At 65.0% G+C, this 13,608-nt stretch carries 14 protein-coding genes; 12 read left to right on the top strand and 2 right to left on the bottom strand.

The annotated features are described in order from the left end of the window. Positions 1 to 26: 26 nt before the first annotated feature. On the bottom strand, positions 27 to 1,631 hold the full coding sequence (locus ACWPQI_RS00670) for a GMC family oxidoreductase (RefSeq protein ID WP_474738584.1): 1,605 nt from the start codon (positions 1,629 to 1,631) through the stop codon (positions 27 to 29). A 439-nt stretch (positions 1,632 to 2,070) separates the two neighbouring features. Here ACWPQI_RS00670 and ACWPQI_RS00665 point away from each other — a divergent pair, with 439 nt between their 5' ends. From ACWPQI_RS00665 to ACWPQI_RS00630, 8 genes are read left to right on the top strand one after another with little or no spacing between them, the layout of a single operon-like run. Continuing rightward, positions 2,071 to 2,394 carry a hypothetical protein gene (locus ACWPQI_RS00665; RefSeq protein WP_474738583.1) on the top strand — a complete coding sequence of 108 codons (324 nt, stop codon included), beginning with the start codon at positions 2,071 to 2,073 and terminating at the stop codon, positions 2,392 to 2,394. 14 nt (positions 2,395 to 2,408) lie between these two features. Beyond that, positions 2,409 to 3,416, top strand: coding sequence for a hypothetical protein (locus ACWPQI_RS00660; protein WP_474738582.1), 1,008 nt, complete (start codon positions 2,409 to 2,411; stop codon positions 3,414 to 3,416). A gap of 35 nt (positions 3,417 to 3,451) precedes the next feature. Then, complete coding sequence (locus ACWPQI_RS00655) at positions 3,452 to 3,721, top strand: hypothetical protein (protein ID WP_474738581.1); 270 nt, start codon at positions 3,452 to 3,454, stop codon at positions 3,719 to 3,721. Positions 3,722 to 3,738: 17 nt separating this feature from the next. After that, complete coding sequence (locus tag ACWPQI_RS00650; protein ID WP_474738580.1) at positions 3,739 to 3,867, top strand: hypothetical protein; 129 nt, start codon at positions 3,739 to 3,741, stop codon at positions 3,865 to 3,867. Beyond that, on the top strand, positions 3,867 to 5,069 hold the full coding sequence (locus ACWPQI_RS00645; RefSeq protein ID WP_474738579.1) for a Re/Si-specific NAD(P)(+) transhydrogenase subunit alpha: 1,203 nt from the start codon (positions 3,867 to 3,869) through the stop codon (positions 5,067 to 5,069). Before ACWPQI_RS00650 ends, ACWPQI_RS00645 begins: the two co-directional genes overlap by 1 nt. After that, the gene (locus ACWPQI_RS00640; protein WP_474738578.1) at positions 5,066 to 5,212 is read left to right on the top strand and encodes a hypothetical protein; all 147 of its coding nucleotides are present in this window, start codon (positions 5,066 to 5,068) and stop codon (positions 5,210 to 5,212) included. Before ACWPQI_RS00645 ends, ACWPQI_RS00640 begins: the two co-directional genes overlap by 4 nt. Positions 5,213 to 5,214: 2 nt before the next feature. After that, positions 5,215 to 5,562, top strand: coding sequence for an NAD(P) transhydrogenase subunit alpha part 2 (locus ACWPQI_RS00635; protein WP_010595831.1), 348 nt, complete (start codon positions 5,215 to 5,217; stop codon positions 5,560 to 5,562). Further along, entirely contained in the window at positions 5,559 to 6,989 is a 1,431-nt protein-coding gene (locus tag ACWPQI_RS00630; protein WP_474738577.1) for an NAD(P)(+) transhydrogenase (Re/Si-specific) subunit beta, read from the top strand. The genes ACWPQI_RS00635 and ACWPQI_RS00630 overlap by 4 nt, the downstream gene beginning before the upstream one ends. 170 nt (positions 6,990 to 7,159) lie before the next feature. Here the strand turns inward: ACWPQI_RS00630 and ACWPQI_RS00625 are convergent, their stop codons facing one another. Continuing rightward, entirely contained in the window at positions 7,160 to 8,191 is a 1,032-nt protein-coding gene (locus ACWPQI_RS00625; protein ID WP_474738576.1) for a LacI family DNA-binding transcriptional regulator, read from the bottom strand. 199 nt (positions 8,192 to 8,390) lie between these two features. Here ACWPQI_RS00625 and ACWPQI_RS00620 point away from each other — a divergent pair, with 199 nt between their 5' ends. From ACWPQI_RS00620 to ACWPQI_RS00605, 4 genes are read left to right on the top strand one after another with little or no spacing between them, the layout of a single operon-like run. Then, positions 8,391 to 9,551: a Gfo/Idh/MocA family protein gene (locus tag ACWPQI_RS00620; RefSeq protein ID WP_474738575.1), complete on the top strand. Its 1,161-nt coding sequence runs from the start codon at positions 8,391 to 8,393 to the stop codon at positions 9,549 to 9,551. Then, on the top strand, positions 9,548 to 10,747 hold the full coding sequence (locus tag ACWPQI_RS00615; RefSeq protein WP_474738574.1) for a dihydrodipicolinate synthase family protein: 1,200 nt from the start codon (positions 9,548 to 9,550) through the stop codon (positions 10,745 to 10,747). Before ACWPQI_RS00620 ends, ACWPQI_RS00615 begins: the two co-directional genes overlap by 4 nt. Further along, positions 10,744 to 11,616 carry a sugar phosphate isomerase/epimerase family protein gene (locus ACWPQI_RS00610; RefSeq protein ID WP_474738573.1) on the top strand — a complete coding sequence of 291 codons (873 nt, stop codon included), beginning with the start codon at positions 10,744 to 10,746 and terminating at the stop codon, positions 11,614 to 11,616. Before ACWPQI_RS00615 ends, ACWPQI_RS00610 begins: the two co-directional genes overlap by 4 nt. Positions 11,617 to 11,621: 5 nt before the next feature. Then, positions 11,622 to 12,713: a glycerate kinase gene (locus tag ACWPQI_RS00605; protein ID WP_474738572.1), complete on the top strand. Its 1,092-nt coding sequence runs from the start codon at positions 11,622 to 11,624 to the stop codon at positions 12,711 to 12,713. Positions 12,714 to 13,608 lie beyond the last annotated feature (895 nt).

The following is a 13,608-nucleotide window of genomic DNA, read 5'->3' as shown; positions in this document are numbered from 1 at the left end:
CAGGACTCCTGGGGCGGCCACCGGGATCACGCGGGGACCTGCTGGTGGCGGCGGTGTGCGATCAGGTGCTCGGTGGAGCGCAACGCCAGCGCCACAATTGTGCTTGTCGGGTTCACACCACCGGAGGTGACGAAGACACTGCCGTCGACGATATAGAGGTTGGGAACATCGTGGCACCGTCCGTACTGATCGACGACCGATGTCCGAGGATCGTTCCCCATCCTGGCCGTGCCCAACAGATGCCATCCCGAGTAGCGCATCAGCGATTCCGTGGCAATGTCGTAAGCGCCAGCGGTCTCGAGCGACTCGGTCGCGCGTGCGATATGGAAGTCGAGCAGTCGCCGTGAGTTGTCGCTGACACGGTAGGTGATCTTGGGTGCCGGGATGCCCGACGAATCCGTCAAGTCTGGATCGATCTCCACAGTGTTGGCCTCGTCGGGGAGGTCTTCGCCGAAGATGCCCCAGCTGATCGTTCTGCCGAGATGGCGCCGGACGTGGTCGTGGTGAGCTTCTCCCCAGACGTCTGTCCCGGCTCGGGTCGGCAAGGCCGCGTTGAGGGGGCCTCCGGTCGGTGCCAGGCTCCACTTCGCGCCTCGGACGAAGTCGCGGTCGGGATCGGTCTCGTAGAATTCGTAGCTGGCGATTTTGGCGCCGACGTGTCCCTGCCAGCTGGTCATGTCGTCGTCGAAGTAGCCCATCACGTTGGCGAATGGGTGGACCATGAGACGTCGGCCGACCAGGCCACTCGAGTTGGCAAGTCCGTCCGGATGTTCCGGCGACGTGGAGTTGAGCAGGATGCGCGGGGTTCCGATTGCGTTCCCGGCGAGGATGACCACGTCGGCGTGAACAACATCCCAGGTGCCGTCGGGCCGTACGAACTCGGCACCGGTCGCCAGCCCCTGAGGAGAGACGAGCACACGAGAGACCCGCGCATCTGTCAGAAGTCGCGCACCTCGCGCGACTGCGGTCGGCCAGTGGGTGAGATCCGTGGATGCCTTTGCACCTTCCGGGCAGCCCTGCATGCACGCGCCGAACTGAACACAGGGTCGGCGACCGCCGTACGGGGCGGACAGAACGGCCTGCGCGGCCGGCCACCAGTGCCAGCCGAGTGTGTCGTGCGCACGGGCCATCCGACGCCCAATGGCGCCGATCGGAAGCGGAGGCAACGGTGGGTCCGCTCCATCCGGGTACGCCGGATCTCCACCCACCCCCGACACGCCGAAGGCTGAGTCGGTGCGTTCATAGAAGGGCTGCAGGTCGGCGTAGCGCAGCGGCCAGTCGTCTGCGACACCATCCAGCGAGCGCACCCGGAAGTCCGACGGCAGAAGCCGAGGCCAGTCACCGGCATACAGGGTCATACTTCCCCCGACGCCAGCGTACATCAGCGGTGCGACAGCAGATTCTGCATCGTTGATGGGGTAGTCCACGCGCTTGTCACGAATATTGGGGCTACCCGACCACTGCTTTCGCGCTTCGAGTTCGTAGGTTGTCCGTTGAGCCGGATACTCGGTTCTGTCCGGCCAGGTTCCCTGCTCGAGGCACAGCACATCGAAGCCTGCTGCCGCGAGCGCACCCGCGGCAACTCCTCCCGATGCCCCAGCACCGACTATCAGGACATCAGCCTGTTCCATCGTGGTCCTCTCTGTCCAAGCACTTTGGCAAGCGCTTTCCGAGAGCGTACAGAGGATTACCTGATTGTGGCAAGCGTCACCGTGGGAGCCGCAACCGGGAGACGAACCGCGTGGGGACTCCCGGGGAAGCTGGCCGAGACGCTGAAGTCGCCGAGGTTCGGCTGTGTATCGGGCTCCGCGGGTCCTGCATACCCCCCGGAGTGGATTGTCGCAGGTGAGAGGCTGGATGTTCAGCATGATCCAGTCACTGGAGTCGCATCGGGTCCACACGAGGCCCTGGAGCGGAATGGTGCATTCACTAAGACTCCGGCCCGTTGACGCACGTCACACCGCGGCGTAGCGTGACGCTTATGGCAAGCGCTTTCCGCGCGCTGCCTCACCCTCCCCCTTCCTTGAATCTGCTGTGCACGTAGTTGCGCACGAAGAGGAGTGACCTGCTGTGAAGCCAGCACCGAAGTATCAGGCCGCGATGACGCTCTATCGACTCGGCGACCGTGGAATCTGGGAGCACCGTCTGTTCGGCGTGCTCCGACAACACTACCGCGACTCCGAATTGTCTGGCCTTCGTGAAGATCTGATCGGTATGAGTACCGTCGGATGGCTCGACACCCTCGAACAGTTGGAGCATCGAGGTCAAATCCTGCGATGCTACCGCCTGGCGGCTTCTGCCCGGCCCTTGATTGAGTACCAGCTGAATCTGGAGACGTACCTTCCGAGCGACCTTTCGTTGGCCGGAACTTCGATCGGGAGCGGGTTGCGATGACACACACCTCTACTGTGCACAGCGCGGACCTCGCCGAACGTTCGAGGCTTGCCGATGGCAAGAAGACACGGATGGGAATGATCTATGCCGTCCTCGCTGCCCCGGCCCTGGGCTTGGCGTTCGGCTTGTTGTCCTCGATCGTTACGGCAGAGCCGTTCAATCTGGAAGAACCAACGGGAGCCTTCGCGCTGGTGGCAGTGCTGCAAGTTCCGTTCGGAGTTCTTGCCATTGCCGTATTCCTAGCCGTGAGCGGCACCTGGAGGGACGCAGTTCGTGTTCTCGGCCATCGGGTCAGCTGGTGGAATCTGTTCGTCGCGGTGGGTGGATTCGTCGGTGACCTGTGCTTCGCCGCGGCTGCGGGCCTGATCGGTGGTGCACTCGCCGGCGCGATCGGCGGCCTTGCAGGCGTGGTGGGTGCCGTCATCGGGGCGGCTTTGTATCGTGAGCGCATTCTGCGGCCAACCACCCTTGTCGGTCTGGCAGCACTGGCGATCGGCATCTGGCTCGCTGTCTCCGGCGGCAGCCTCAACGCCCCGACGCAGGGAATTTACTTCGTGGTCGGACTCCTCATCATCGTCATCGCCGTCTTGACGTGGGGGTTCGAGAGCTTTGCTATCTCCGCCGGTACGGATCTCATGCCAGCCGAGGGGTTCCTCTGGTGGCGGGCGTTCCTGGAACTCCTCATCGCCAACGCTCTGCTCTTCCTACTGTTTCCGACTGGACGGCATGTCGCGTATTTGGTCTGGAGCGATCCTCGGCTCGTGGCAATCGGAGCGGTCATCGGCTTCGGCTGGGCAATATGGATGATCATGGGGTTCTATATCGGGATTTCCTATGCGGGCGCGGTACGCGGCGGCGTCCTCACCAACACTCTCGCCTTCTTCTTCATTGCCTTCTTCTCGCTGACTGTATACGGCGCGCCGTTCAGCCTGATCGTCATCGTCGGATCGATCGCCACGGTGATCGGAGCGCTGCTCATCGTCACCGAACCGAAGTCCTATATCGCGCGACAGCGCAATTGACCCGTTGCCCACCAATGAAACTAGGTGAAATCTCCGTGCATGCCTTCCACGCCACACTCGACGCTACGGACGCGGCTCTGGCAGATGCGTATCTCGCCCGGGCGCGGGTATCGAAGCTTCGGCGATTGTCTGCTCTGATCGTGTTGTGCACCTTGCTCATCGGCATCCTCGTAACGATCTTCATCAACGACTGGTATGCCCAGTCCGGGGGAGGGGGAGCCGGCTGGGTCTTCGTGGGCATAGCCGTGGCGGTGTGTGCAGTCGGCGGCGTCCTGATCGACATCGTTTATCGAAGGGAACTCTGAAAATGGAAACTCAACACGTGGAATCGACATCGACGCTGCCTTTGCTCAATGCCCGGTCCTGGGCACTCGGGTTCTTCGTCGTGGCTATCGTCCTTGCGGTTGTCGCCTCGCAGTTTCTGATCGACTTCATCGCAAGCGCCCACTGATGCGAGCCGCAGAGGAATCTGATCGACACCGAGCAGGGCGACACCGCGATCACCCGAGCCTCAGCGACACCACCGCGCGCCCCACCGTCGGCGTCGTTCGGGAAACGGGCGACGGCGAGCGGCGGGTCGCGCTGGTGCCGATGATCGTGCCGTCGTTGCTCGAGAAGGGGCTCGACGTGGTCGTCGAGGCCGGGGCCGGGCTCGGTGCCCTGATCCCGGACGAGGCCTACGCCGAGGCCGGGGCGCGGATCGGGGACGGGTGGTCGGCGGACGTGGTGCTCAAGGTGGCGCCGCCGTCGGACGCGGAGGTCGCGCGGATGCGGTCGGGGCAGACCCTGATCGGGTTCCTCGCCCCCCGTAACGCCGAGAACCAGATCGGGGCGCTCACCGCGGCCGGGGTGCAGGCGTTCGCCGTCGAGTCGATCCCGCGGATCTCCCGCGCGCAGGTGATGGATGCGCTGTCGTCGCAGGCGAACGTCGCCGGGTACAAGGCGGTGCTGGTCGCCGCGTCGGAGTCCACCCGGTTCTTCCCGATGCTCACCACCGCGGCGGGCACGGTCAAGCCGGCGACGGTGCTGGTGCTCGGTGTCGGGGTGGCCGGGCTGCAGGCGCTGGCCACGGCCAAGCGCCTGGGTGGGCGCACCACCGGGTACGACGTGCGTCCGGAGGTGGCCGACCAGGTCCGCTCGGTCGGGGCGCAGTGGCTCGATCTCGGGATCGACGCGGCCGGGGAGGGCGGGTACGCCCGCGAGCTCACCGAGGACGAACGCGCGCAGCAGCAGGCGGCGCTCGAGGAGGCCATCAAGGGCTTCGACGTGGTGATCACCACCGCGCTGGTGCCGGGCCGGCCCGCGCCGCGGCTGGTGACCGCCGCCGCCGTGGAGGGCATGAAGCCCGGTTCGGTGGTGGTGGATCTGGCCGGGGAGACCGGCGGCAACTGCGAGCTGACCGAGCCGGGGCAGACGGTGGTCAAGCATGCGGTGACGATCTGCTCGCCGCTGAACCTGCCCGCGACCATGCCCGAGCACGCCTCGCAGCTGTATTCGAAGAACGTCGTGGCCCTGCTCGAGCTGATGCTCGACGAGGACGGCGGGCTCGCGCCGGACTTCTCGGACGAGATCCTCGCCGGCGCGTGCGTCACCCGAACCACCGCTCCTACCCACTCATTCACCCCCTCTCTCCCGTCAGGAACGCCACGGTGAACACTCTGATCGACAAACTCTTCACCACCCCGATGTCGTGGCTGCTGGCGGTGCCGATCGTGCTTGCCGACCGGCTGCTGACCCCGGACCTGCCCGAGCTGCCGGACTGGGATCATTTGTGCCGCAACGGATCGGGGTGCTGACCATGTACACGGAATTGTTGGCGAACATCGCGATCCTGGTGCTGGCCGGGTTCGTGGGCTTCGCCGTGATCTCCAAGGTGCCCAACACGCTGCACACCCCGCTGATGTCGGGCACCAACGCCATCCACGGCATCGTGGTGCTCGGTGCGCTGGTGGTCTTCGGGCATCTGCCCGCCGGCGCGCCGTGGAGCATCAAGGTCATCCTGTTCGTGGCGCTGGTGTTCGGCACGCTCAACGTCGTCGGCGGCTTCGTCGTCACCGACCGCATGCTGGGCATGTTCAAACCCAAGAAGCCAGTGACACCGCAGACCGCGCCTGCGGTGGCGGAGAAGGGAGCCGACGCGAAATGAGCTACCTCGTCTCCGTCCTGTACATCGTCGCGTTCGCGATGTTCATCTACGGTCTGATGGGCCTGACCGGCCCGAAGACCGCGGTGCGCGGCAACTACATCGCCGCCGCCGGCATGGCCGTCGCGGTGATCGCGGTGCTGATCGACATCCGCGAGACCGGCAACTGGCTCTGGATCGTCGCCGGCCTGGCCGTCGGTGTGGTGCTCGGTGTGCCGCCGGCGCTGCGCACCAAGATGACCGCGATGCCGCAGCTGGTGGCGCTGTTCAACGGTGTCGGTGGCGGCACCGTCGCGTTGATCGCCTGGGCCGAGTTCCTCGACTCGAACGGGTTCACCACCCTCGCCGAGGAGCCCACGGTGCACGTGGTGGTCGGCTCGCTGTTCGCCGCGATCGTCGGCTCGGTCTCGTTCTGGGGTTCGCTGGTGGCGTTCGCCAAGCTGCAGGAGCTGCTGAACAAGAACCTCGAACGCCGCCTCGTCGGCGCGGCCAAGGCCTTCCAGCTGGCCAACATCGTGCTCGCGCTGGCCTCGATCGCGATCGCCGTGTACATCGGTCTCGCGGCCGACCCCGCGGGCGAGCCCACCTCCGCGGTGTGGATCGTCGGGCTGCTGGTCGTGGCCGGGCTGATGGGCCTGTTCGTGGTGCTGCCGATCGGCGGCGCCGACATGCCGGTGGTGATCTCGCTGCTCAACGCCCTGACCGGTCTGTCCGCGGCGGCCGCGGGTCTGGCGCTGAACAACCAGGCGATGATCGTCGCCGGCATGATCGTCGGCGCGTCGGGTTCGATCCTGACCAACCTGATGGCCAAGGCGATGAACCGGTCGATCCCGGCGATCGTGTTCGGCTCGTTCGGCGGCGACGGCGGCGCCGGCGCCGGCCCGGCCGGGGCGGGCGGCACCGTCAAGGCCACCTCCGCCTCGGACGCGGCGATCCAGATGGCCTACGCCAACCAGGTCATCGTGGTGCCCGGCTACGGCCTGGCCGTGGCGCAGGCGCAGCACGCGGTCAAGGAGATGGCGGCAATGCTCGAGGACAAGGGGGTGGAGGTCAAGTACGCCATCCACCCGGTCGCCGGCCGGATGCCCGGGCACATGAACGTCCTGCTCGCCGAGGCCGAGGTGCCCTACGAGGCGCTCAAGGAGATGGACGACATCAACGGCGAGTTCTCCCGCACCGACGTCACCATCGTCATCGGTGCCAACGACGTCACCAACCCCGCCGCCCGGCAGGACTCGTCCAGCCCGATCTACGGCATGCCCATCCTCAACGTCGACCAGTCCAAGTCGGTGATCGTGCTCAAACGCTCGATGTCCTCCGGCTACGCCGGCATCGACAACCCGCTGTTCACCGCCGACCAGACCTCCATGCTGTTCGGCGACGCGAAGAAGATGGTCTCCGAGGTCACCGAGGAACTCAAAGCGCTGTAGTTACTACAACCCGAAGGTCAGTGGGCGAGGTGCGAGGGAGTGTTTCCTCGCTCACTGATCACCTCCCTGAAATGCGTGGTCGCTGCGCTTCGGGTTGTCGGGGAGCATGCCTGTCGGTGACGCGCGGTGTTCGCTCGGACTCGGTAGCAATTCTCGACCGTAGGCACGCCCTAGACGAGTCGACTGCTGTCCCGAAGAATGACCTGGCCGGCTATCGTTTCCCGGCAGTTCTCCGAGTCAGGCCCTGTCGCCAACGCCAGCTGTACGACTCGCTCACCGATCTCCACCAGCGGTAACGCCACAGTGGACAGGCTGGGCACGTGATCGCGCAACGTCGGGATGTCGTCGAAGCCCGCAATGCAGATATCCCGGGGAACTTCGATCCCGCTCTCGCGCCATGCCGCGATCGCCCCGATCGCCATCACATCGTTGACGGCGAACACACACACCGGAGCGTATGCCTGTCCGGGTTGGATCCCCAGTCCGGCGGCCAGGATCCTGGCGGCCGAGAATCCGCCGTCTCGGGTGAAATCTCCCGCCACCTCGAGCACAGGTGTGATGCCATGTCCACCGAGTGCGTCGACGAATCCGTTCCGCCGATCCGCTGCCGTGCGAACATTTGCCGGCCCACCGATGACGGCGAATCGTCGGTGTCCTTGCTGCACCAATGATTCCGCCAACTGTGCCGAAGCCCGGTAATTCTCGGGCTCCACGGCGCAGCCGAAGGCAAGGGGCTGGCCGATCACGACGATGCGGCCACCGTTGGCGCGGTAGCGTTGGAACTCTGCCTCGAGTTCACGGTCCAGACTTCCACTCTGTCGCGACCCGGCAAGAATGATCGCGTCCGCCCGATGCGCGATGAAGGTGCTCACCGATTCCCGCTCGACGTCGAAGTCGCGGTCGGTACTTGCCAGCAACACCTGTCTGCCGGCGGCGCGAGCTGCGATCTGGACCCCACGCATGATCGAGGAGAAGTAGGGGTCGGCGATGTCGTGCACGATCAGCCCCAGTAAGCCGGTCGAAGCCCGTGCCAGGGCCTGCGCCTGGGCATTCGGGACGTACCCCAACTCGCGCGCGGCGGTCCGAACTCGTTCTGCGACTTCTTCCCCGGGAATCCTGGTGGATCCGTTGAGCACGCGGGAGGCGGTTGCCGGCGAGACCCCGGCTCGAACAGCTACATCCTGCAGTCGCACTGCACCCATCGTCGTACCTCTGTTCCGCGGGCATTGTTGCCCCCACTAACTGTCTTGACTGAAGACTACTGACAGCTTAGCCTGGAAAGCGCATTCCAGATTTCGGGCAATGATCCCCTCGGCGGACCTCCCAGCACTTATCCGCCCAGTCAAGACTCTGAACGCTCCTTCGCAGGCGTTTGCAGCCATCACAGAATAGGCCCATCCCATGACCACACCTTCTCCCCGCACAACTCTGCGTATCGCCATGAACGGCGTCACCGGACGAATGGGTTACCGACAGCATCTCGTGCGGTCGATCCTGCCCCTGCGTGATTCCGGGCTGACTCTCGACGACGGCACACGCGTCGATGTCGAGCCAGTCCTGATCGGCCGCAATGCCGACAAGCTGGCCGAACTGTCCGCGTTGCACGACATCGAACGGTGGACCACCGATTTCGCATCGGTCCTTGCCGATCCCACGATCGATGTCTATTTCGATGCCCAAGTGACCTCCCGACGCTGTGCAGCCCTCACTTCGGCTATGAAGGCGGGCAAGCACATCTACACCGAGAAGCCGACTGCGGAGACGTTGACCGAAGCCGTCGAACTCGCGCGCATTGCCGAGAATGCCGGGGTGAACGCCGGCGTAGTGCACGACAAGCTGTATCTTCCCGGGTTGGTGAAGTTGCGGCGCCTGGTCGACGAAGGATTCTTCGGCCGTATCCTCTCTCTGCGCGGCGAGTTCGGATACTGGGTGTTCGAGGGCGACCTTCAGCCGGGTCAGCGCCCGAGCTGGAACTACCGGTCTGCAGACGGCGGCGGCATCACTGTCGATATGTTCTGTCATTGGAACTATGTACTGGAAGGGATTCTCGGGAGGGTGGAGTCCGTCATGGCGAAGGCCGTGACCCATGTGCCCACCCGCTGGGACGAATCGGGCCAGCCGTACGACGCGACCGCAGACGACGCAGCGTACGCCATCTTCGAGATGGAAGACGGTGTGATCGCCCAGATCAATTCCTCCTGGACGGTGCGGGTATACCGCGACGAGTTGGTCGAGTTCCAGGTCGATGGAACGCACGGATCCGCCGTGGCTGGCTTGAACAAGTGTGTCGCTCAGCAGCGCGCACACACTCCGAAGCCGGTGTGGAACCCGGATCTGCCCGTCACCGAGTCGTTCCGTGACCAGTGGCTGGAGGTACCTGCCAACGCCGACCTCGACAACGGGTTCAAGTTGCAGTGGGAGGAGTACCTCCGTGACGTCGTGGCTGGCCGGCGCCACCGCTTCGGCCTGCTGTCCGCGGCTCGGGGGGTCCAGCTCGCTGAACTCGGTCTGCAGAGCTCCGCGGAGGGCCGTCGGCTCGAGGTTCCGGAGATCACGCTGTGACCGTTTCGACGACGCGGGTGTCGGTCACCCTGCCGCGGTCCGGACGACTCGAGAACTACGAGCTCGGCGAGCCCGGTCTCTGGCGTAAACCGTCGGCGCCCCTGACCTCGCGTGTCGCCTACGCCGCCGCCCATGTCGTTCCTCGTGCGCTTGCCCCCAACGTCCCCGGTGCCCCTGCCGACCTCGACTGGGACACCACCCTGGCCTACCGGCACGAGTTGTGGTCCTACGGTCTAGGCGTAGCAGACGCGATGGACACCGCCCAACGGGGCATGGGGCTGGACTGGGCCGCCACCGCCGAGTTGATCCGGCGCAGTAGCGCAGAAGCAGCCGCAGTGGGCGGCAGTATCGCCTGCGGCGCCGGCACCGACCAACTGGATCCCACGGATCTCGCGCATCTGCCGACCGGCAAACACGGTCTTGCAGTTGTCCTCGACGCCTATCGAGAACAAATCGACGTCGTACGTTCCGCGGGCGCGAAGGTCATCCTCATGGCCTCACGGGCTCTGGCGCAAGTCGCGACCTCGTCCGAGGACTACCTCGCCGTATACCGGACGCTGCTCTCGGAGATCGACCAGCCGGTGATTCTGCACTGGCTCGGCACGATGTTCGACCCGGCACTGCAGGGATATTGGGGCAGCGAGGAGATTCCAGCCGCAACCGAGGTCTTTACCGCTCTCATCGAAAGTCACAGCGAGAAGATCGACGGTGTCAAGGTGTCCCTGCTCGACGCGGCGCACGAAGTTTCACTGCGTCGCGCACTTCCAGCCGGAGTGCGCCTCTACACCGGTGACGACTTCAACTACCCGGAACTGATCCTCGGTGACGGCGAAGGCTATTCCGACGCCCTGCTCGGGGTGTTCGCCGGAATCTATCCGGCAGCCTCGAGTGCCTTGCAGGAACTCGACGCCGGAAACAAGGACCGCGCCCGACAGCTCTTGGACTCGACCCGCGAACTCGGCCGGCATATCTTCACGGCGCCCACCTACTTCTACAAGACCGGCATCGCTTTCCTGTCCTGGCTCAACGGCAAACAGCCCGGATTCGCCATGGTAGGGGGGCTGACAAGCGGCCGCTCGGTAGAGCACCTGACCGAACTCTTCGTCCTCGCCGACAAGGCCGGTCTGCTGAGCGACCCCCCCATCGCCGCGCATCGTATGCGCCTCTATCTCGAACTCAACGGAATCACATCATGACCACCACTGCACTGCGGGACGCCGTAACCGAATCGGCCAACCCCTACGCCAACCTTTCGCTGAACACCATGACGACGAAGTCGTGGACCTTGCGCGAGGCGGTCGACGCAGCAGCCGCTGCCGGACTCGGCGCCGTCGGACTCTGGCGAGATCGTGTCCAAGAAGTCGGCGTCACGACGGCAGCAAGGATTGTGCGCGATGCCGGAATTCGCGTATCCAGCCTGTGTCGAGGCGGGTTTCTGACCGACCTCGGTGATCCCACCGCAGCGCTGGACTCGAACCGGCGAGCGATCGACGAGGCCGCCGAACTCGGTACCCGCGAGCTCGTGATCGTCGCCGGTGGAATCCCCGACCGAGACCTGACCGGTGCTCGGCGACGACTCGAAGATCGTCTTGCCGAGCTCGTGCCCTACGCACGCGAGCGGAGTGTGCGCATGGCACTCGAGCCACTGCACCCGATGTACTGCGCCGATCGGGCGGTGATCTCCACGCTCGGTCAAGCATTGACCCTGGCGGAGCCGCACCCGGCCGAGACCGTCGGCGTCGTCGTCGACACCTTCCACATCTGGTGGGATCCACAGGCAGGCGCAGGCATCGCGCGCGCCGGTGAACAAGACAGAATCAGTTCGTATCAGGTGTGCGATTGGCTCGTACCGATGAGAGCAGATCCGTTGCTCACGCGCGGCATGATGGGAGACGGCGTCATCGACTTCCAGGCCCTGAGCGCCAGTGTCCGCAGCGCCGGCTACCGGGGAGATGTGGAAGTCGAGATCTTCAACGAGAGCATCTGGTCGACCGATGGACACCAGGTCGTCGAGATGATGAAGGCCCGCTATCTCGACCTCGTGCGACCGGCGCTGTTGAGGTGACGAACATGAAGGTCGTCTTCGCCCCGGATTCGTTCAAGGGGTCACTCGGCTCCGTCGAAGTTGCCGCAGCCCTCGCCGCGGGGTGGCGTTCGGTACGCGAAGGCGACGACCTCCACCTGGTCCCGCAAGCAGACGGCGGCGAGGGCACTCTCGAGGTAATCGCCGCGTCGTTGCCGGACCTCCAGTGGAATGTGACGGAGAACGTCACCGGTCCGGACGGTCGAACGGTGTGCGCACGATGGTTGATGAACGCAGACCATCACGCCTTCGTCGAACTCGCACAGTCGTCAGGCATCGCCCACATGGGGCGATTGGATCCATTCGGAGCAACCAGCCGAGGCCTCGGTGAGGTGATCAACGACGCTCTGCGCCGTGGTGCGCACTCACTCACAGTCGCCCTGGGCGGCGCCGCCTCGACCGACGGAGGCAGCGGAGTGCTCCGTGCGCTCGGCCTCGAGATCCGTGATTCCAAGCACCGACCGGTCCGAGAGGGGCTCGCGGGGCTTCTCGACCTTGCGTTCGTCGACCGATCTGCATTACCCCACCTGCCCTCCGGTGGTATCGAGATCCTCACCGACACAAGGGCTGTTCTCTACGGCGCCAACGGTGCCGCGTACGTATTCGGCCCGCAGAAGGGGGCGCGATCGACGGATCTCGAATTGATGGATCAGGGCCTGCGCCGGTGGGCTACCGCACTCGACGAAGCCGGGTTTGCCGACGCAGCACAAGTCCCAGGGACGGGTGCCGCCGGCGGAGTCGGGTTCGGGCTTGCGGCTTGGGGTGCGCGCATCGCACCCGGTGCGGAGCGTATTTCGGAATTGACCGGTCTGCGCAGCACGGTCGCTACCGCCGACCTGGTTGTCACGGGCGAAGGACGGCTCGATCCCACGTCTCTTACTGGAAAACTCGTGGGGCATGTTTTGGAGCTCTGCTCGACGGCTGACGTACCTACGCGACTCGTCGTGGGACAGATCGCCCCAGGGATGAACCACTCGGCGCTGTCCTTATCTACTCTGTCGGGTTCGTCAGCTGCTGCGATGCTCGACGCCGAGCGCTGGTTGTTCGTCGCGGGAGCTGCTCTCGCCGCGGAATTCTGACCTCAACCTCGATCCGACGACCACGGACGGGATCGCCATACCCCGTACTGCTCCGGCGTCCTCGTTGGTGTGCGACCTCATGCGTCTCGTTCGGGTCGGGAACGGATGTGCCGGGGCGAGTGTTCGATCGGACCAGAAGGCGCGGGGGTCTGTGCTGGCACAGAGGGGCGTGGGGGGCTGTCGGGGGGCGATCTTTCCGGGAACGGATGCTCGACTTGATGATATTCAACGCTGGTGCCGATGTTCCAGACGAAAAGTCGGCCAGTCAAACTGTTGTGGAAGAAGAAGGTTGAGTGCTTCACTGCCGTCGCCGGCAGATGTGGTGGCCGACCTCATCTGTTGACGGCTCGCCCAGGAAACACCACCGCGGCCCGGTGTCAAACCAGCGGGCGTGCGTCCGGAGTGGGCGAGGTGTCGTGCCCTCCGTGGGGGGCACGGACAGATCCCGAACCCCTGCCTCGGGCTGTCAGAGCCCTGCTCGTCGATACCCTCGGACGCTGCGACGAGCAGGGCTCTTCACATCGGGGATCGGCAGCCAGGTGAGGGTGTCCTCGTTGTGGGGACCTGCCAGTGCCGTATGAGGCTATCTTTGCCCTGTCGACGATCTCGCGTAAACGCTCGTCCTCGGCAGGTTTGTTGCGCCAGGTGATGTAGCGACGGATCATCGACGCCTGCTCGCGGCAGCTGGGGTAGTCGGTGCCGTCGAGCGCGAAGTACCGCAGCGCGGTGACTGCGCCTCGATCCGGTTCAACCACGAACTGTTGGTCGGGATATAGGCGACCTCTCGGCGATCTTCGGCACAGCCATGCCCTGGGCCGAGAGTAGGACCACGTCGCCCGTCGCCAGGTCACCACCGACCGGTGCCGCAGCGGATGATCCGCACCAGCCAACCGGC

It is taken from the genome of Rhodococcus sp. LMD, assembly GCF_056108245.1.
This window is presented reverse-complemented; position numbering and strand designations above follow the sequence as displayed.

Excerpts from the sequence above, each read along its gene's own strand:
- ACWPQI_RS00625 (WP_474738576.1), bottom strand. The coding sequence starts at position 8,191 with ATGGGTGCAGTGCGACTGCAGGATGTAGCTGTTCGAGCCGGGGTCTCG.
- ACWPQI_RS00645 (WP_474738579.1), top strand. The coding sequence starts at position 3,867 with ATGCGAGCCGCAGAGGAATCTGATCGACACCGAGCAGGGCGACACCGC.
- ACWPQI_RS00630 (WP_474738577.1), top strand. The coding sequence starts at position 5,559 with ATGAGCTACCTCGTCTCCGTCCTGTACATCGTCGCGTTCGCGATGTTC.
- ACWPQI_RS00635 (WP_010595831.1), top strand. The coding sequence starts at position 5,215 with ATGTACACGGAATTGTTGGCGAACATCGCGATCCTGGTGCTGGCCGGG.
- ACWPQI_RS00610 (WP_474738573.1), top strand. The coding sequence starts at position 10,744 with ATGACCACCACTGCACTGCGGGACGCCGTAACCGAATCGGCCAACCCC.
- ACWPQI_RS00620 (WP_474738575.1), top strand. The coding sequence starts at position 8,391 with ATGACCACACCTTCTCCCCGCACAACTCTGCGTATCGCCATGAACGGC.
- ACWPQI_RS00670 (WP_474738584.1), bottom strand. The coding sequence starts at position 1,631 with ATGGAACAGGCTGATGTCCTGATAGTCGGTGCTGGGGCATCGGGAGGA.
- ACWPQI_RS00605 (WP_474738572.1), top strand. The coding sequence starts at position 11,622 with ATGAAGGTCGTCTTCGCCCCGGATTCGTTCAAGGGGTCACTCGGCTCC.